Source organism: Deferrisoma camini S3R1, from assembly GCF_000526155.1.
GTDB lineage: Bacteria > Desulfobacterota > Deferrisomatia > Deferrisomatales > Deferrisomataceae > Deferrisoma > Deferrisoma camini.
On record NZ_JAFN01000001.1, the window covers coordinates 3204595 to 3223108 of the forward strand.

At 67.7% G+C, this 18514-nt stretch carries 17 protein-coding genes and 1 pseudogene; 16 read left to right on the forward strand and 2 right to left on the reverse strand.

Going from position 1 to position 18514, the window contains the following annotated elements:
- Window positions 1-589: 589 nt before the first annotated feature.
- From DEFCA_RS21640 to DEFCA_RS0114205, 15 genes and pseudogenes are all read left to right on the forward strand, one after another.
- On the forward strand, window positions 590-1852 hold the full coding sequence (locus tag DEFCA_RS21640; RefSeq protein ID WP_084319233.1) for a TetR/AcrR family transcriptional regulator: 1263 nt from the start codon (window positions 590-592) through the stop codon (window positions 1850-1852).
- A 310-nt stretch (window positions 1853-2162) separates the two neighbouring features.
- Window positions 2163-2912, forward strand: a complete 750-nt coding sequence (locus DEFCA_RS0114145; RefSeq protein WP_025323669.1) for an SDR family NAD(P)-dependent oxidoreductase — start codon at window positions 2163-2165, stop codon at window positions 2910-2912.
- Between the two features lies 1 nt (window position 2913).
- Window positions 2914-3660: an SDR family NAD(P)-dependent oxidoreductase gene (locus tag DEFCA_RS0114150; protein WP_025323670.1), complete on the forward strand. Its 747-nt coding sequence runs from the start codon at window positions 2914-2916 to the stop codon at window positions 3658-3660.
- Window positions 3661-3667: 7 nt separating this feature from the next.
- Window positions 3668-4480 carry an enoyl-CoA hydratase/isomerase family protein gene (locus DEFCA_RS0114155; RefSeq protein ID WP_025323671.1) on the forward strand — a complete coding sequence of 271 codons (813 nt, stop codon included), beginning with the start codon at window positions 3668-3670 and terminating at the stop codon, window positions 4478-4480.
- Window positions 4477-5052 (forward strand): flavodoxin family protein, encoded by a 576-nt coding sequence (locus tag DEFCA_RS0114160; protein ID WP_025323672.1) that lies wholly within the window; start codon window positions 4477-4479, stop codon window positions 5050-5052. The genes DEFCA_RS0114155 and DEFCA_RS0114160 overlap by 4 nt, the downstream gene beginning before the upstream one ends.
- A gap of 19 nt (window positions 5053-5071) precedes the next feature.
- Window positions 5072-6589 carry an o-succinylbenzoate--CoA ligase gene (gene menE, locus DEFCA_RS0114165; RefSeq protein WP_025323673.1) on the forward strand — a complete coding sequence of 506 codons (1518 nt, stop codon included), beginning with the start codon at window positions 5072-5074 and terminating at the stop codon, window positions 6587-6589.
- 64 nt (window positions 6590-6653) lie between these two features.
- Window positions 6654-7856, forward strand: coding sequence for a substrate-binding domain-containing protein (locus DEFCA_RS0114170; RefSeq protein WP_025323674.1), 1203 nt, complete (start codon window positions 6654-6656; stop codon window positions 7854-7856).
- A 72-nt stretch (window positions 7857-7928) separates the two neighbouring features.
- A complete protein-coding gene (locus tag DEFCA_RS0114175) occupies window positions 7929-8693 on the forward strand; it encodes an ABC transporter ATP-binding protein (RefSeq protein ID WP_025323675.1) in 765 nt (254 codons plus the stop codon).
- Entirely contained in the window at window positions 8686-9396 is a 711-nt protein-coding gene (locus tag DEFCA_RS0114180) for an ABC transporter ATP-binding protein (protein ID WP_025323676.1), read from the forward strand. The genes DEFCA_RS0114175 and DEFCA_RS0114180 overlap by 8 nt, the downstream gene beginning before the upstream one ends.
- A 13-nt stretch (window positions 9397-9409) precedes the next feature.
- The gene (locus tag DEFCA_RS0114185) at window positions 9410-10429 is read left to right on the forward strand and encodes a branched-chain amino acid ABC transporter permease (protein WP_025323677.1); all 1020 of its coding nucleotides are present in this window, start codon (window positions 9410-9412) and stop codon (window positions 10427-10429) included.
- A 13-nt stretch (window positions 10430-10442) separates the two neighbouring features.
- Window positions 10443-11555 carry a branched-chain amino acid ABC transporter permease gene (locus tag DEFCA_RS0114190; protein ID WP_051463261.1) on the forward strand — a complete coding sequence of 371 codons (1113 nt, stop codon included), beginning with the start codon at window positions 10443-10445 and terminating at the stop codon, window positions 11553-11555.
- 1 nt (window position 11556) lies between these two features.
- On the forward strand, window positions 11557-12636 hold the full coding sequence (locus tag DEFCA_RS0114195; protein ID WP_025323679.1) for a 3-oxoacyl-ACP synthase: 1080 nt from the start codon (window positions 11557-11559) through the stop codon (window positions 12634-12636).
- Window positions 12633-13640 (forward strand): 3-oxoacyl-[acyl-carrier-protein] synthase III C-terminal domain-containing protein, encoded by a 1008-nt coding sequence (locus DEFCA_RS0114200; RefSeq protein WP_025323680.1) that lies wholly within the window; start codon window positions 12633-12635, stop codon window positions 13638-13640. Before DEFCA_RS0114195 ends, DEFCA_RS0114200 begins: the two co-directional genes overlap by 4 nt.
- A 31-nt stretch (window positions 13641-13671) precedes the next feature.
- Window positions 13672-13755, forward strand: a pseudogene (locus tag DEFCA_RS24565) (DUF1614 domain-containing protein); the annotation flags it as partial.
- A gap of 147 nt (window positions 13756-13902) precedes the next feature.
- Window positions 13903-15183, forward strand: coding sequence for a double-cubane-cluster-containing anaerobic reductase (locus tag DEFCA_RS0114205; RefSeq protein ID WP_025323681.1), 1281 nt, complete (start codon window positions 13903-13905; stop codon window positions 15181-15183).
- A gap of 33 nt (window positions 15184-15216) precedes the next feature.
- Here the strand turns inward: DEFCA_RS0114205 and DEFCA_RS0114210 are convergent, their stop codons facing one another.
- Window positions 15217-15633, reverse strand: a complete 417-nt coding sequence (locus tag DEFCA_RS0114210; RefSeq protein WP_025323682.1) for a bacteriohemerythrin — start codon at window positions 15631-15633, stop codon at window positions 15217-15219.
- A 186-nt stretch (window positions 15634-15819) separates the two neighbouring features.
- Complete coding sequence (locus tag DEFCA_RS0114215) at window positions 15820-16530, reverse strand: hypothetical protein (RefSeq protein WP_025323683.1); 711 nt, start codon at window positions 16528-16530, stop codon at window positions 15820-15822.
- 444 nt (window positions 16531-16974) lie between these two features.
- Between DEFCA_RS0114215 and DEFCA_RS0114220 the strand changes: the two genes are divergently transcribed.
- On the forward strand, window positions 16975-17766 hold the full coding sequence (locus DEFCA_RS0114220; protein WP_025323684.1) for a C-GCAxxG-C-C family protein: 792 nt from the start codon (window positions 16975-16977) through the stop codon (window positions 17764-17766).
- Window positions 17767-18514 lie beyond the last annotated feature (748 nt).

Consider the following 18514-nt stretch of genomic DNA (forward strand, 5'->3'; position numbering starts at 1 on the left):
ATGGGGTCCGCTTCCGGCCGCGCGCGAAGCCGGGCATGAGATTCGCCGCGCAGGCACGGGGCACCAACGGTGGTTTCATGGCAGTCCGGCCGGGGACCGAACGGTTCACGGTGCGAGCGTTGGAGGCGCTGCGCGGCGAGCCAAGGAGCCGCACGCGGCTCTCCAGCAGACCCCATGCCCCCGAGACCGTGAGGCGGCGCCAAAGGGGCTGGGGCGTGCTTGGAACACTCTGGAATCAAGTAGGTTTTCATGCGTCCTAGCCTCCCAGCCTCCTAGCGGAAGTTACTTGGAAGACAGGACTCTCCTCGGCACGGTCGAATCGGACCGTGCCGAGGGAGGGGCCCTCTCCCACATTTCCCGGACCTTTGTCTCCTTGACGACCTTTGGTCTCCGAACCAGAAGCAGGCCCCATCCCCTATGCCCTCGGAGCCCCAAGAGTTCGCCCGCTTGGCCGCCGTTCCATGGGCTGGGAGGCGGGCCTGGTCGCCTCCGGGGAAAAAGGTCTCCGTGATTCTGGACACCCGAAAGAAGGCGCTGTATAAGCAAACTGACGAGTGAATCATGCAAAACACAAAGGAGCGCGTTGCGCATGAAGAAGAGCGTTCGCACCAGGCCCCGGGCCCTATCCTCAAAAGGGCGCAAAACACGGGCGGCCCTCTTGGAGGCCGCCCACGAGGTGTTCAAAGAGGTGGGGTACTACGCCGCCTCGGTGGCCCAGATCGCCCGCAGGTGCGGAGTTTCTCCGGGAACTTTTTATCAATATTTCGACAACAAGGAACAGGTTTTTCTAGAGTTGAATGATTTGGTTGTGAGTGGCTTTCTGGAAAGATCTGCCTGTATAGCTTGCAATGCGTCGGACTTTGATGGGCTGTTAAGGTCTGAGGTGGCTCTGTTGTTAGAGCATACACGGGAGAACTTTGCTTTTCATAGAATTCTTGGGGAGTCCGACCTGGTTGACAAAGTCACCATATCATATTATGAGGCCATCGCGAGGCACTACCGAGATTTTTTCCGACAACAACACCACCTCGGGAATATCGCCGGGTTCGACCCCAACCTTTTGGCCTACGCGTTGATCGGAATTTGCTACTTCAATAACCTGAACTGGGAACACAGTCCCCCGGCTTTCTCTTTTGGGGAGGCCGTCGGGTGGATCGTAGATCTTCTGAAAAAGGGAGTCGCCGGCCCTGCTCCGTGGAACGATCCCCCCGATCTCGCTCAAATCCCTTTTCGGACCCCACCGCCCAGCTCCTTCCGGACGGACGAGCCGATGAGCAAGGGAGAGCGCACCCGCCAGGCCATTTTTCGCGCCGCAGAAGCAGTTTTCGGCCGCAGCGGGTTCAGCAGGGCGAACATCGCCGACATCACCCGCGAGGCCAATGTTGCCCAGGGTACGTTTTACGTTCACTTTGAGAGCAAGAGCGACCTGATCGAGGGGTTCATCAAGCACATCAACCGAGAGGCTCGCCGGGAGATCCAACAGGCCATTGCCGGGATTGAGGACCGGAGGGAGGCCGAGCTCGTCGGTATCTGGGCGTTTTTCGACTTTCTGCGCAGGCACCGGGCCATATACAGGCTGATCCCGGAGTTCGAGATGATCGCCCAGGACGTGGGGATGTGGTACTACAACAAGATCGCCCAGGGATATCTCAAAGGGGTCAAAAAGGGCATCGAAAGGGGTCAACTCCGTGATCTCCCCCCCACCTTCCTCGTGCGTTCCATCATGGGGCTCACCCACTTTATCGGGTTGAAGTGGATCGTCTGGGCTCCGGACGATGCCGCGGAGTTTCCGTCCCCGTTGTTTGCAGACCTCGCTGAGTTCCTCCTTTATGGATTGGATCCCCGAAGGTGAGTCTTTGCTGGCCGTTGCCGGCGTGAGGCAGGGGCCCGCCGAGGGGTTCCTGGATATCTGAGGCTCTTCTGTCGTAAAGGGGCCGGCCTCGGACCTGTGGGACCCGGCCGCCCCCTCTCCCGTTTTCCCCCCCCCTCTTGAGCGACCGAGCGGGTGGCCGTGGGCTGCACCCCTCTCGCACCTCCCGCCGTTTTGCCGACCCGCAAGCCAAAACAACACCGTTTCATTTTTTTCTTGACACCCGGGAGGAAGGCCGGATAGTTTTCTGACACATGGTTCATGTCTCAGCTTTTGGGGAGTGTCTACCTTGATGCGGGATCTCGGGTCTGAAGACGTCGTCGTGGTGACAGGGGCCAGCTCCGGGATCGGTGCGGCCTTGGCCCAGGAGTTCTCCCGTCAGGGCGCGCGGGTGGCCCTGGCGGCTCGCCGGGAGGAGCGACTTAGGGAGGTTGTGGACGGATGCCCGGGCCCCACCCTCATCGTGAAAGCCGATGTGACGACGTCGCGGGGCCGGGCCGATCTGCTCGAACGGGTCGTAGGGCGCTGGGGGCGGATCGACGTTTTGGTCAACAACGCCGGCAGGGGAGCTTATGGGCCGTTCTTGAAGGCTTCCGAGCCGGTGTGGAGGGCCCTGTTTGAGGTGAACCTGTTTGCCACGGTGTTCCTGACGCAGGCGGTTCTCCCCGACATGCTGGGGCGGGGGAGGGGACTCATCGTGAACATGGCCTCCATCGCAGGGCTCGTGGCCCACGCGAACAACGTGGCGGCATACGTGGCCAGCAAGCACGCGGTGGTCGGCTTCTCGCGGGGCCTTGCCCGCGACCTCCAGGGCACCGGAGTTCGGGTCAAGGCGGTTTGTCCCCATCTCACCGACACCGAGTTTTTCGAGACGTCATGCGGGGCGGACGAGATGAGGCCCCTCGTCGCCGAGCACAGGAGTCTTATGGATTCCACAGAGGCCGTGGCCCACGGAGTCATCGAGCAGCTGGATTCGCCGGGCCTGATTCTCTTCCCCACGCCGAAGCCGGCGCAGGCCTTCGACAGGCTGCGGGACCTCTGACATGCGCACGCGACCGGTGGAAACGGCGCTGATTACCGGGGCCGGCTCGGGAATGGGGCGGGCCGCGGCCCTTCGGCTGGCCCGCGCCGGCCGGACCGTGTTCATGGCTGACATCGACCTGACCGCGGCGCGGGCCGTGGCCCAGGAGGTCGCCTGCCGTGGGGGCCGGGCCGAGGCCTTGGTCGTGGACGTGGCGAGCAGCTCTTCCGTGGCAGGGCTGTTCGAGGCGGTTCTCGAGCGGGCTCCCCGACTGGACCTCGTGGTTCACGCCGCCGGGATCCTGGGCCAGACCGCCTGGCTCGACGAGCTGTCCGATGAGGGGTGGCGCCGCCTGATGGCCGTCAACCTGGACGGCACCTTCTTCTGCTGTCGTGAGGCGGTGCGACACATGAAGGAAAGGGGCGGGGGACGGATCGTCCTGTTCTCGTCGGTCGCCTCGCTCACGCCCACCCCCGGGGCCGTGGCGTACTCGGCCGCAAAAGGGGCGGTGAACATGCTGGCCAGGTCCCTTGCCGCCGAAGCTGCCCGCCACAACGTACGCGTCAACGTGATCGCTCCGGGCTATGTCGACACCCCGATGCTGGAAGGCCTGCCCCCCGGTTTCTGCGATCACATCTTGAAAAGGACGCCCCTGAAGAGATTGGGAACCCCTGAGGAGATAGCGGCCCTGGTGGGGTTCCTCGCCTCTCCCGAGGCGGACTTCTTCACGGGACAGGTCTTCAGCCCCAACGGCGGTTTGGTGATGTGAGGCGGCGATGACGGGATTCGAGCACGTGGACGTGAGGGACGAGGGCGCAATCCGCTGGGTGGCCGTGAGAAGACCTCGGGACCGCAATTCCATCCACTCGGCCCTGATGGCAGAGCTCGGGCGCCTTCTGGACGAGTCCGAAAGGGCAAACGTCCGAGCGCTCGTCTTCACCGGAACGGGTCCCACCTACTTCATCGGCGGCGCCGACGGGGTCGAGATGATGCGGTTGGACCCGGAGCGGGGGGAGGCGTTCTCGGAGCGGTTCCAGCGCCTGCTCAGCCGGATGGAGGCGAGCCCGCTCATCCTGGTTGCAGCGATCAACGGCCTGTGCTTCGGCGGCGGATTCGAGCTCGCCCTGGCCTGCGACTTCCGGGTGGCCAGCACGACCGCCCGCATCGGGTTGCCCGAGGTCAAGGTGGGGCTCATCCCGGGGGGGGGAGGGACCCAACGCCTCCCCCTGCTGGTCGGGAGGGGCCTGGCCACGGAGATGATCCTGAGCGGAAGGCTCTACCCAGGCGACGAAGCGGCCCGCCTCGGGCTGGTCCACCGCGTGGTCGCCCCCGAGGCCCTGGAGGAAGAGACACGGAGGCTGCTCGAATCGGTGCTCCGCCACCCCGCGTACGCGCTCTCCCTGGCCAAGCAGGCGGTGCGCGCCGCCGGAGAAAGCGCGCTGGAGGATGGCTTTCGAACCGAAAGGGCCCTGTTCGGCAGGTGCTTCGAACAGACGTTCTTCTCGGATCTGATGACCGAGCAGTTGCGAAACGGATCTCTCCAAACGTCCATGGACGTCCGGGACATTCTAGGAAAGGACGAGACATGAGAGTCGTGTGCATCGGCGGCAGCCTGCGGCCCCAGAGCAACACCTTGGAGTACCTCAACCGGTGCGCCGGGATCCTGGAGCAGGAGGGGATCGAGACCGAGGTGATCTCCCTTCGCGGAAAGGAGATCCAGCCCTGCCGGGGGTGCTACGAGTGTGTGGAGACGGCCCGATGCGCCATCCAGGACGACGACTTCGCCGAGATCCTCGACAAGATGTGCGCGGCGGACGGCATCGTGTTGGGGTCGCCGGTCTACATGTCCTCGGTCGTGCCCCCCATGATGGCCCTGCTTTCCCGAGCGACCTTCGTGGCCCACTGGAACGGCAAGTTCCTGGCAGGGAAGGTGGGCGGTCCGATCACGGTCGCCCGACGGGCCGGCCACAACCTCGCCTTCTCCCAGCTCCTGCTGTGGTTCTTCATCAACGGCATCACCGTTCCCGGGTCGACCTACTGGACCGTGGGGATGGCCGGGACCGGGGGGGCCCGGGATGCGCTCGAGGACCAGGAGGGCATGGGCCACGTGGAGAACTTCGCCCGAAATCTGGCGGATGTGTTGAGGAAGATCCGTGCCTGAGCCCGGAGGAGGGAGTGCCGTGGACGGAATCGGCTGGTGGCTTCGCAAGCGCGAGGAGCTGAGCGCGGACCGGGAAGCGGTGGTGGACGGAGACCGGCGCCTGACGTACCGGGATCTCAACCGCCGGGTCAACCGGGCGGCAAGGGCGCTGCAGGCCCTGGGGGTCAAGCCGGGCGACCGGGTGGGGCTGCTGGCCTACAACCGTGTCGAGTTCGTGGAGGTGATCTTTGCCACGGCCAAGCTGGGCGCGATCCTGGTGCCGCTGAACTGGCGTCTGACCGCCCCGGAGCTGGACTACATCCTCACGGACAGCGGCACCGAGACCCTGTTGTTCGATCCCGGGCTGGAGGACCTCGCCCGAGAGCTCCGCGCCGCTGCCTGCGTGCGCCGGGCCGTGTGCCTGGGTGCGGACGCTGTCCTGGGGGCCCACGCGTACGAGGCGTGCTTGGCCGCGCAACCGGATGCCGAGCCCGAGGTCTCCCCGCTTCCGGACGGGGACACGCCCCACATCCTCATGTACACCTCGGGCACCACCGGGCGGCCGAAGGGTGCCGTGCTCAGCCAGGGCGCCAGTTTCTGGAACGCCCTCAACCTCCAGCTGGCTCTGGACTTCACGTCGGCCGACCGAAATCTCCTCGCCCTGCCCATGTTCCACATCGGGGGGATCGGGCTGTTCACCCTGCCCATGCTCTATGTGGGCGGCACGGTCGTGCTCCAGCGGACCTTCGACGCCTCCGAGGCCCTTCGGCTCCTGAGGGAGGAGAGGATCAGCCTCTTCTTCGGAGTTCCGGCGATGTTCCTGTTCCTCCTTCAGCACCCGGAGTTCGATCCCTCCGCGTTCGCCGGCGTCCGGTGTGCGATGAGCGGGGGCGCGTCCCTTCCTCCGAGCCTGGTGCAGCAGTACCACGAGGCCGGCATCGCCCTGCAGCAGGGGTTCGGCATGAGCGAGGCGGCCCCGGGCATCACCACCCTGCCCAAGAGCCTCGCCCTGCTCAAGGCCGGCTCGGTGGGCCGGGCCCTGTTCCACGTGGAGGTGCGGGTGGTGGACGAGCGGGGCGACGAGGTGCCCCGGGGCCAGGTGGGGGAGCTGGTCCTCCGGGGCCCCAACCTGATGCAGGGGTACTGGAACCGGCCGGAGGCCACCCGGCAGGCCTTCTCCGGCGGGTGGTTCCACTCGGGGGACCTCGCCCGGATGGACGAGGACGGGGACCTCTACATCGTGGATCGCAAGAAGGACATGTTCATCTCGGGCGGGGAGAACGTCTACCCCGCCGAGGTGGAGAACCTGATCTACGAGCTGCCCCAGGTCTCCGAGGCCGCGGTGGTCGGCGTGCCGGACGACACCTGGGGGGAGGTCGGGTGCGCGGTGGTGGCCGTCAAGCACGGCCACACGCTGACGGTGCAGCAGGTGCTGGAGCATCTGCGCCCCCGTCTGGCCAAGTACAAGGTCCCGAAACGCGTGGTGTTTGTGGATGCCCTGCCGCGCAACGCCGCCGGCAAGGTGCTGAAGAACGTCCTTCGGCAACAGGCCCGCTGAGGTTGCCTCTCCGGCTCGCGGCCCTGCGCGGGTCGGTTTCCCGCACCCCACGAGGAGGAAGACGATGACGGGAAAGCACGGGTTCACACTCATGTCCTTCGCTCTCGCGGTGGCCCTGTTCTCCGCTCCCCCTGCGAGGGCGACGGAGAAGCCCATCAAGATCGCCCAGGTGGTGGGGGTCACGGGCCCGTTCGAGGTCTACGCCAAGCAGTCCATCACCGGGTTCAAGATGGGGCTGGAGTACGCCACCCGCGGCACGATGCGGGTGCTGGGCCGGCCCATCGAGGTCATCGTCAAGGACACCCAGCTCAAGCCCGACCTGGGCAAGCAGCGACTGACCGAGGCCTATAAGGACGACGGGGTAGACCTGGCCGTGGGGGGCGTCTCGTCGGCCGTTGCCCTCGCGATGCTGCCCGTGGCCGCGGAGTTCAAGAAGGTGCTGGTGGTAGAGCCGGCCGTGGCCGACAGCATCACCGGCAAGGCGTGGAACCGCTACGTTTTCCGTACCGGCCGGAACTCGTCCCAGGAAGCCATCGCCAACGCGGTGGCCCTGGCCCGGCCCGGGGTGTTCATCGCAACCCTGGCCCAGGACTACGCGTACGGCCGCGACGGCGTGGCAGCCTACAAGGAGGCTGCCGAGGCCAAGGGGGCCAAGGTCGTGCACGAGGAGTATGTCCCCCTCAAGACCGCGGACTTCACGGCTCCGGCCCAGCGGATCATCAAGGCCCTCAGCCGCGTGAAGGGCGACAAGTACCTGTTCGTGATCTGGGCGGGAAAGGGAAACCCACTGGGCAAGTTGCGGGCGATGAAGCTGGAGGAGAAGCACGGGATCAAGCTCACGGCGGGCGGCAACATCCTCGCCGCGCTGAAGCTCTACAAGCCCCTGGAGGGCATGGAGGGCGCCACCTACTACTACTACGACATCCCCAAGAACGAGGCGAACCGGTGGCTCGTGGAAGAACACCGGAAGCGCTTCAACCGGCCCCCCGACTTCTTCACATGCGGGGGCATGAGCGCCGCGATCGCGGTGGTGAAGGCCATCGAGACGGCCGGATCCACGGACACCGAAGCGCTCATCACCGCCATGGAGGGCATGCACTTCCACACCCCCAAGGGGGAGATGGTGTTCCGCAAGGAGGACCATCAGGCGCTGCAGTCCATGTACCACTTCCGGATCAAGAACGATCCCGGCCTGCCGTGGGCGGTACCCGTGCTCGTGCGGGAGCTCACCTGGCAGGACCTGGACGTTCCCATCCGCAACCGGTAGCCCGGCGGGCGGGCCCCCGCGGAGGGGGCCCTGCCGCCCTCCCTTGCCCGCACCTCCCGAGGAGACAGCACCGTGGCCGAGGCCGTCCTCGAGACCCGGAACCTGACGATCCGGTTCGGTGGCAACACCGCCATCGACAACGTGAGCCTCCGGGTGGAGCCGTACACCCTCAAGTCGATCATCGGGCCCAACGGGGCGGGGAAGACCACCCTGTTCAACCTGCTGAGCGGCCAGTACCGGCCCAGCTCCGGACGGGTGCTGTTCCACGGCCGGGATGTCACCCCCCTCGGGCCGGCGGACCGGGCCCGGATCGGGATCGGCCGGTCGTTCCAGCTCACCAACCTCTTTCCCTCCCTGACGGTCCTCGAGAACGTGCGCCTCGCGCTCCAGGCCCGGGAGCGGGTGGGTCTGGTGTTCTGGCGCCGTTGCGAGGCCTACCCGGAGCTGGAGGAGCGGGCCTACGGGATCCTGGAGGAGGTGTCGCTCGAGCACCGGTGGGCCGACAGGGCCGAGGCCCTGCCCCACGGGCAGCAGCGCCAGCTGGAGATCGCGATTCTGCTCGGCCTGGACCCGGAGGTGTTGCTCCTCGACGAGCCCACGGCCGGCATGAGCATGGAGGAGGTTCCCGCCGTCCTGGACCTCATCCGCCGGATCAAGGCGACCCGGACCCGCACGATCCTTCTCGTGGAGCACAAGTTCGACATGATCATGGCCCTTTCCGACAGCATCGCCGTGCTCAAGGACGGCCGGCTCCTGTGCGACGACTCCCCCGAAGCGGTCTCGTGCAACCCGGAGGTCCTGGAGGCCTACCTCGGCGGAGGCGTGCGAGATGTCTGACCCGATCCTGGCCCTGGAGGGGGTGCACGCGCACATCGGAGGCCACCACATCCTCCAGGGGGTGTCCCTGGAGGCCCGGCCCGGGCGGGCCACGGTGCTGCTGGGCCGGAACGGGGCGGGAAAGACCACCACCCTGCGCACCATCATGGGGCTGGTCCGGGCCAGCAAGGGGACGATCCGGCTGGCGGGGGAGAGGATCGAGCGCCGGAGAACCTTCGAGATCGCCCGGCTCGGCGTGGGGTACGTGCCGGAGGACCAGGCGGTGCTGTCCCACCTGACCGTGGAAGAGAACTTCCGCCTGGCCATGCCCCGCGAGACCGAGGAGTCGGCCCGGCGGCTCGACACGGTTTTCCGGCTCTTCCCCGCCCTCAAAAAGTACTGGCGGGCCAAGGCGGGCGTGCTCTCCGGAGGCCAGAAGCAGATGGTGGCCATCGGTCGGGCCTTCGTCACGGATCACCGGCTGCTCCTGATCGACGAGCCGTCCAAGGGGCTGGCGCCCGTGGTCGTGGACCACCTGATCGAGTCGCTCCGGCACATGCGCGAGGAGACGACCGTGATCCTGGTGGAGCAGAACTTCCACATGGCCCGACACGTGGGGACCGACTACTTCATCCTGGACGACGGACGGGTCGTTCATGGGGGCCGGATGGAGGACCTGGTGAACGATCACACGGTGAAAAAAAGGTACCTGGGAATCGGGTGAGGAGCACGAAGGGATGAACGCGCTGGACGTGGCAGTCGGACAGCCCTCGGGCCGGCCGGTCAATGGTCGGCAGCTGGCCGTGGGGGCGGGGGCAGCGGCATTGGTTCTGCTGCCGCTCATCTGGATCGATCCCACCACCTACCTGGTCCTCACGGTGGCCGGCCTGGCCATGGGGATGTTGCTGTTCCTCACGGCGGTGGGCCTCACCCTGATCTTCGGCCTGATGGACGTGCTCAACCTGGCTCACGGCGCGTTCTTCGCGTGGGGCGGGTACGTGGGGTTCAGCGTGCTGCGGCGCCTCGACGTTTTGGGCTGGGTCGAGACGGGCTCGCTCGGGCAGAGCCTGGGTTCCACCCTGCTCGCCTTGGCGGCCGCCGCCGGGGTGGGCGCCGTGCTGGGGGTGGTGGTGGAACGGGTGGTGGTCCGCCGGGTGTACGGCGATCACCTGAAGCAGATCCTCATCACGGTGGGCCTCTCCCTGGTGATGGCCGAGGTGATCAAGATCGTGTGGGGGCCCAACGACGAGATGGTGCTCGTGCCCCAGGCCCTCCAGGGGAGCTACGACCTGTTCGACGTGGTGATCAACCGGTTCCGGGTGCTGGCCGTCGTGGTGGGCGTGGCGGTGTTCGGGGGGCTCCACCTCCTCCTCCGGCGCACGAGGCTGGGCCTCGTCGTCCGGGCGGGAGTGGAGAACCGGGAGATCGTGGAGGTCATGGGGTACGACATCGGCCGCATCTTCACCGCGGTATTCGCAGGCGGGGCGGCCCTGGCGGCCGTGGGCGGGGCCATGTGGGCCGTCTTCCGGGAGCAGATCCACCCCGGCATGGGCGACGAGAACCTCATCCTGGCCCTGATCGTCGTGATCATCGGGGGAATGGGCTCCGTCACGGGCTCGTTCGTGGGAGCCGTGGTCGTGGGGTTGGCGTTCAACTACGTCTCGTTCCTCGTGCCCAAGCTCGCCCTCGGCGTGAACATCCTGATCATGGTGATCGTTCTCCTCCTCAGGCCCCAGGGTCTGATGGGGCAGGAATAGGGAGGGGGAGAGCATGGCTTCCAGGGCCGTTCCTTTGAACCCGGCTGCCCGCGGCACGGGGTGGAGCCGGGACCGAACCCGCCTCCTCGCCGCGGGGGTACGCGGGCTTCTCCTGCTGGGCTTCGTCCTGGGCCCCTGGATCTTCCCGTCGTTCCGGGCCATGGACGTCCTGGCCAAAATCATGATCTTCGCGGTGGTGGTCGCGTCCTACGACCTGATCATCGGCTACACCGGGATCGTGTCCTTTGCCCACGGCATGTTCTTCGGCCTGGGCGCCTATTGCCTGGCCCTGGTGATCCACCACGGCGGTGAGCCCCGGGGATACCACCTGGTCGTGGCCCTGGTGTTGGCCGTGGGGTTGAGCTCGGTGTTGGCCTCGGCCGTGGCGTTCTTCTCCCTCCGGGTCAAGGCGATCTTCTTCGCAATGGTCACGCTGGCCCTCGCGGAGTTCGCCCACATCCTGGGGGGGCAATGGACCAGCCTCACCTTGGGAGAGGACGGGGTGTCGTTCCGTCTGCCCGGGGTGCTGGGGGTGGGTTGGACCGGAGGAGAGGTCCTGGGGGTGAGCGTGGACGGACGGCTGATCACCTACTACGCCATCCTGGGGGTATCGGTGGCGGTGTTCGCCGGCCTGCTGCGGTTCGTGGAGTCGCCGGTGGGCCGCGTGATCGAGTCGATACGGGAGAACGAGCAACGCGCCACGGCCCTGGGCTACCGGACCTTCCTTTACCAGCTCCTGGCCACCGTGGTGGGCTCGGCCGGTGCCTCGATCGCAGGGGTGTTGTTCGCCGCGTGGGTGCGCTACGTCAACCCCGAGTCCGTGCTGGGGATCCCCATCATGCTCAACATCCTCCTCATGGTGATCATCGGCGGGCTGGGCACCCTGTACGGCAGCATCGTGGGCGCCGCCTTCATCATGGTGGCCGAGACCTGGCTGCCCGAGCTCCAGACGGCTGCCTCGACCCTGCTCCCCGGGGTGGAGATCGCCCAGCGGCTGGCCGAGCGATGGGTCCTCCACTTCGGGATCCTGTTCATGCTGGTGGTGTTCCTCTTCCCCAAGGGGATCATGGGCGCGGTGCACCAGGTCTTGGCCCGGCGGGAGCCGACCCGGACAGGGGGGCAGTGACGTGACCGAAAGGAACCGCGCAGGCATCCGGAGCCTGGCCACGTACATCCCCCGAGCCTACCACCAGGCGGAGTACATCGCCGCCCAGAGCGGGACGCCGGCCGAGATCATCCGCACCAAGCTGGGGTGGTACCAGAAAAACGTCCCGGGCCCGGGCGACGGAACGGTGGCCATGGGTCTGAAGGCCGCACGCAAGGCTCTGTACTACTCCGGGCTCCAGCCCTCCGAGATCGACCTGGTGGTTTGGAGCGGGGAGGAGGTCAAGGAGTACCGCAACTGGCCCGTGGGGCCGAAGATCCAAAAGGAGCTCGGCCTGCGGCGCGCGTGGTCGTTCGACATGCAGCAGCGTTGCGGCACCACCGTGGTGGCGCTGAAGCTCGCCCGCGACATGATCCGGGCGGACCCGGGGCTTCGCAACGTCCTGGTCGTGTCCGGCTACCGCAACTCCGACCTCATCCACTACGCGAACCCGCGGGTGCGGTGGATGTACTTCCTGGCGGCCGGCGGCGCAGCCTGCGTGGTCCAGCGGGATTGCCCCGTCAACGAGATCCTCGACGGACATTTCATGAGCGACGGGTCGTTTGCGTGGGACGTCTACGTTCCCCAGGGGGGATCGGTCGCGCCGGTCACGCCCGAGGGGCTCCGCGAGGGCAAGCAGTACCTGGACGTGCTGGACCCGCAGGGCATGAAGGAGCGGCTCGAGCGGCTGTCCCTGAAGAACTGGCTGACCTGCATCGATCGCGCCCTGGAGAAGAGCGGCCTGTCGCGGGGCGACGTCGGCTACCTGGCCACCCTGCTCGTCAAGCGGAGCGCCCACGAGTGGCTCCTGGCCCAGCTGGGGCTCCGGCCGGAACAGAGCCGGTACCTGGCCGAGTTCGGTCACCACGGGCAGAACGACCAGCTCCTGTCCCTCGAGCTCGCCGTTGAGGAGGGACGGCTTCGGGACGGCGACATCGTGCTCATGCTCTCTGCAGGGATCGGCTACGCTTGGGACGCCCTGGTCCTCCGGTGGGGACCCGTAACCACGGCGCGGCATCAAGGGGGCCGGGTGCTGTTGGCCCACTCGGAGGGGAATCCATGAGTCCGTCCGAGGCCTCCATCGGGATCGTCAGCCACGGCGTGTACCTTCCCCTGCGCCGCGAGACGGCCGCCCGGGTGGCCTCCCGGGCGGGGCTCGGGAAGGAGGAGGTCGAGGCGCTGGGGATCCGCTGCAGACCCGTGCCCGGCCCTGGGGACCATCCCGTGCCGATGGCCGTGCAGGCGGCGCGCCAGGCGCTGGCTCGGGGTGGGGTCGAGCCGGAGCAGGTGGACGTGGTGATCTGGACCGGGGAGGAGTACAAGGACTACGTCGCCCAGACCGCGGCCATCCGGCTCCAGGAGGAGGTGGGCTGCCGGAACGCCTGGGCGTTCGACCTCGTGGGTCAGGGGGTCACGAGCCTTGTCGGCCTCCGGGTGGCCCGGGACCTCATGATGGGGGACGACACGATCCGGACGGTGCTCCTGGCCGGGGGCACCCGGAACGTCGACCTGGTGGACCCCCGAAACCCGCAAACCCGGTTTCTTCTTGCCTACTCGGCCTCGGGCGGGGCTCTCCTCCTCAGAAAGGACCATCCCCGGAACCGGTTGCTCGGCCTAGCGTTTCACGTGGACCCGGACATGGCCGACGCGGTGTACGTGCCGGGCGGGGGGACCGAGCAGCCCTTCTGTGAGGAGAACCTGGGCACCCCCGCGATGTTCTTCCAGACGGCGGCCCCGGCAGCCCTGGCCGAGTACCTGGCGACCCGGTTCCCCACGGGCCTGGTCGCGGTGGCCCGGGTGGCCCTCCAAGGAAGACGCCCCGACTACCTGGCCCTGCGCCACCTCCCTCCTGCCGTGCGCGAACAGATCCTCTCGACCCTGGGAATCCGCGACCGCCGGAGTGCATCGCTCGCCGAATGGGGCCATCACGGCACCAACGACGTGATCCTCTCCCTGGAGCTAGGGGTCCGGAGCGGTGCCCTCCGCAACGGCGATCTGACGGTGTTGGTGTCCGCTGGGATCGGTTTCACCTACGCCGCCGCCACCGTCCAGTGGGGCCCGGGCTGATCGGGAGAAAGGGCTTTCGCGGAACTCGGATGCACCGGTGGCCTCCATCGGCGGCGCCGGCACCTTCGACGGGGTGTTCCTCTCGGGCGTGATCGCGGTGTTCCTGGCGGGCTGACGGCCCGGCCGGCTCCTCCCCCCCCATCGGCAGCACCGATTCCCCCGCGGCCTCGGATCCCCATTTCCGATTTCCGGTGGGCGGGCCGGCCTCCTAGAATCGGAGCGCACTGCGTGCTTCCCGTTTCCGTTTCCAGGAGGAGATCCCATGGTTCCCACGGACGACCGCCAGATGTGGCAGGAGCTCGGCCTCGACCTGGAGGCCCACGACGGCCTTCTCACGGTGCTGGGGCAGGCGTACGAGGACGTGTACCTACGCCAGCCCAACCGACCCCGGGCCATGGAGTACTTCGACTTCGTGGTAAGCCAGATCCACGGGCTGCGGGTGCGCGAGCTGCTGCAGGCCAAGGAGGGGGGCCGCAAGGTGGTCGCGGCCTTCTGCGTATTCGTGCCCGAGGAGGTGGTGCTGGCCGCGGGCGGGGTGCTGATCGGGCTGTGCGGAGGGGCCGAGGTGGGGTTCGACCTGGCCGAGCAGTACCTGCCCCAGGCCACCTGCCCCCTGATCAAGAGCTTCTTCGGGTTCAAGCTGGCCCGGCTGTGCCCCTACATCGAGCTGGCCGACCTGGTGGTGGGCGAGACCACCTGCGACGGCAAGAAGAAGGCCTACGAGTCGTTCCACGCCCTGGCCCCGGTGCACGTGATGGAGCTGCCCCAGATGAAGAACCCGGCCGACCGGGTCCTGTGGCGGACCGAGCTCGCCCGGTTCGTGGACCGGATCGAGGCCCTGACGGGCAACCGCGTCACCGACCACGCTCTGCGGGAGGCCGTGGGCGTGGTCAACGCCAAGCGCCGGGCCCTGGCCAGGCTGGCGGCCCTGCGGTCCGCCGACCCGGCCCCCATCTCCGGCCTGGACGCCCTGCTGGTGAACCAGATCTCGTTCTACGACGACCCCGAGCGGTTCACGGCCAAGGTCCACGAGCTGTGCGACGAGCTGGAGGAGCGGGTGGCCCGGGGGCAGGGCGTGGCGCCGCAGGGAGCCCCCCGGATCCTCGTGTCGGGCTCGCCCATGGCGATCCCCAACTGGAAGGTACCCCGGGTGATCGAGTCGTGCGGGGCGGTGGTGGTGGGCGAGGAGTCGTGCGTGGGCTCCCGGAACTTCCGGGACCTGGTGGACGAGGGACCGGCCGATCGAGAGGAGCTGTTGGACGCCATTGCCGAGCGTCAGCTCCGGATCGAGTGCGCCTGCTTCACCCCCAACGCCGAGCGGGTCGACACCGTGGCGCGGATGGCCCGGGAGCTGGGGGCCCACGGCGTGGTGCACTACAACCTGTCGTTCTGCACCCCCTACGCGGCCGAGGCCCTGCGGCTCGACCGGGAGCTCCGGGGCCGGGGTGTCCGGATGCTGCGCCTCGAGACCGACTACTCCCAGGACGAGGCCCAGGTTCGCACCCGCGTCGAGGCGTTCCTCGAGATGCTCGCCATGGGGTGAGCCCGGGCCGGATGCGGGAGCGCGCCGGGCGGCTCAGACCGCCCCGTGCTCCCGCAGGTACTCGGCCGCCTTCTTGTCCGTCTTCAGGATGTGCTGCCGGAGCCACTCCATCACCCGCTTCTGCACCTCGATGGTCAGGGCGAGCTTGGCGGTGGACTGCTTCTCGTACTCGGCCGCGAGCTTGGCGAAGTCGCGCTTGAACGCCTCGTGCACGGCCCGGTGCCGCTCGTACTCCGGGTACCCCCCCTTGCGCATGATCTCCTCTTCGGTCTGGAAGTGCTCGACCGCGTAGCGTCCCAGGAACGCCAGCAGATCCCCCACCACCTTTCGGCCCTTGCCGGCCCGCATGGCCTGGAGGAGCCGGTTCACCTGCTCCACGAGCTCCCGGTGCTGGCGGTCCACCACCTCGATGCCGGTCTCCATGTCGGGCGTCCACTGCAGTTGAAGCATCGCTCTCCTCCGAGCACACACGGGTCGCCGGGCCCGCGGGATGGGAACTGCCGTCACGGGTCCACTTGTCGTCCCCGCGCGGCCAAAACTTGAGGGAACCCGCGGCCCCCGGCGGTGGGGCCGGCCCCTATCGACCGGTGCTCTCGGGGCGGTCTTGCCCGCGTGAACAGGGCGGCCGGCAACGGCTCACCTCCTGCCCTCGCCGTCTTCCTCCCTTTCCAGGTGCTTCAGGGGCACGTAGAACTTGAGGTACCGCTTGCCGTCGGAGTAGGGGGCGCCTGAGGGGTCCTCCACCAGCACCGTGGCCCGTTTGGTGATCCGGTTGATCCGGCCCTTGCGCCGGATCCCCTGGAACACGAACGAGACCCGGTCGCCCACCCGCAGGCCGTGGGTACGGGCCGCCCGCCGGGCCGGGGTCTCCAGCCGGTGGGTCACCTCCGTGTGGCCGAACAGGCCCCGGGCGAGCCGGCGGAACGCATCGGTCCGACAGCTCGACGTCCCGGCCGCGAGGAACTCGATCAGGTGCACCAGCTCGTGCTCGAAGATCCGCAGCAGGGCGTCGAGCCGGTCCCGGCACCCGAGGCCGTTCACCGCCACCGGTCCGCCGGGCCCGTGGAAGTTCGAGAACAGCAGGTGCGAGGAGATCACGATCTCGTACCTGGGCCGGTCCGGCCCGGGGGCCGGGCGGAAGGAGGTCTTGCCACCGGCGTGGGTCATGCGGCGCGAGAGCCGAAAACCCAGGATCTGGCCGTCGGCTCCCCCCAGGGCCCGGGTCAGGGCCCCGGCGAACATCCGCCGGTCGTAGAGCTCGAACAGGAGCCGCAGGTCCGAGGTGGCGATCCGGGTGAAGTTCCCCTCCCGCACGTGGGGCGAGCGGGCCAGGAGTTCCTGGCGCACGACCCCGGCCCTTCGGGCCGCGTCAGCCGGGGGAAGGCAAAACCTCTCGATCCACCCGTTTGGGGTGAGCGTTCTGTTGCGGGGCATGCCGCCAGCCTACGAAAACCGCCCGCCCGACACAACGACCCGGGTTCGAGGCGGTGTCCCCGGCCGCTACCAACCCGAACGAAAGCACTGCCAGACTCCATCCCCTTCGGGCGTGCGGGGTGGAGGCCTGGTTCCGGCCGGGCGCGAGCTCAACACCCGATCGCCGCGCCTTCCCATGCCGTGGTCCGCCGCACGAGCCGATCCCCTAAGGCCGGAGGGGTAAGCGGACGATGCGTCGGCCGGAGGCCGACCTCTTCGGTTTCCACGGTGTGGGGAAGAGGCGCTGTCGCGCCACGGCTGCCCCCGGGGCTTGCGGGGGTCGCCGAGATTCACTCCCAATCCACAAGGAGGTGCGACATGGAAAAGGTGACTCGCAGGCAGGTGATCGGGTCGGTCGGTCTGGTCCTGGGCGCCGGCTTGGTGGGCGGCGCGGTGGCCGGTGGTGTTCGACCGGCGTTCGCGAAAACCGAGGGCTCGGCCCAGGAGGTTCCCTGGCCCTACCGGGAGCTGGACCCGGAAACGGTCGCGGAGAGGGGTTACCAGGGGTACTACAAGAAGCACTGCATGTACGGCGTGTTCAGCGCCGTTGTGGGAGAGCTGGCCGACCGGTTCGGTGCGCCGTACAAGAACTTTCCCATGGACATGATGGAGTACGGGGCGGGCGGGGTCGCCGGCTGGGCGACCTTGTGCGGCGCCCTGAACGGCGCCGCCGCCGCGATCTACCTGCTCTCGCCCACCCCGAAGCCGGTGATCGACGAGCTGTTCTCCTGGTACACCGTGACCGAGTTGCCCGAGTACCGACCCAAGAACGCCAAGTTCGACATCGCCACCTCGGTGGCGGGCTCGCCCCTGTGCCACGTGTCCGTGGGGCGGTGGTGTGAGGCGTCGGGGTTCTCGTCGTTCTCGAAACAGCGCTCCGAGCGGTGTGCGTGGCTGACCGCCAACGTGGCCAAGAAGACGGTGGAGCTCCTCAACGCCCAGGTCCAGGGCAAGTTCACCCCGGTTCACCCGATCCCCAAGGAGATCCAGGAGTGCCGGGGCTGCCACGGCAAAGGCGGCGAGGTGGAGAACACCCGCGGCAAGATGTCGTGCACCCAGTGCCACCAGCAGGAGCCCGAGGACCATCCCGTTCCGTTCAAGAAGACCTGACCCTCCCAACGGGCGAAACGCCCCGCGGCCCGGCCCCCGCGGTGCCCCTGGCACTGCCCGGGGCGCCGGGCCGGATTTCTGCATCCCTGCCCACGCGGCCGTGGCGGGGTTCACCCTCGTCACCCGCGCCCCCCGCCGGTACCGCACCTACTTCCCCAAGCTGCGGCTCATCAGCCCCGAGGCGTGAGTGCTTGCCCGGGTGGGCCTGCAAGCGCCGGTTCAGGGCTCCGGTAGTTCCAGCAGGAACCGCCACGCGGGGACCACATCCACCCGACCGGCGTCGGTGCCCACGCGCTCCTCCTGGGTGCGGGTCACCACCAGACCCCGGGAGATTCCTTGCTCCTTCCTCTGAAATCGAGGAACTCCCGGAACGAGAAGGGAAAAAGAGCTCCCAGCCCATCACGGGAGCCCCAGGTGTCGCGCGAACTCGCTCTGGAGGGCCGGGAAGCGCCGGCATCCGGACGGAAGGGCGGCGACCCACGAAGGAAACGCCCGCTCCCATGGGCCCTCTCAAACCTCAACTGCGATGGGTTTACAAATGCGTCGCGTGAAGCCACGCTGTAAACCCTCGGGGCCGAGGATCTCGGAGTCATCTCGGATTCCGTGGCCCGGCGTCTCTTCGCGGAGTTCCGAAAGAGGGGGTGGCACCGGACGGAGCCGGGAGATGCGGTTCCCCCTGAAGAACCCCAGCGCTTGAAACGGATGGTGGTTCGGGCCTTGACGGAGGATCTGATCTCCGAAGCTCGGG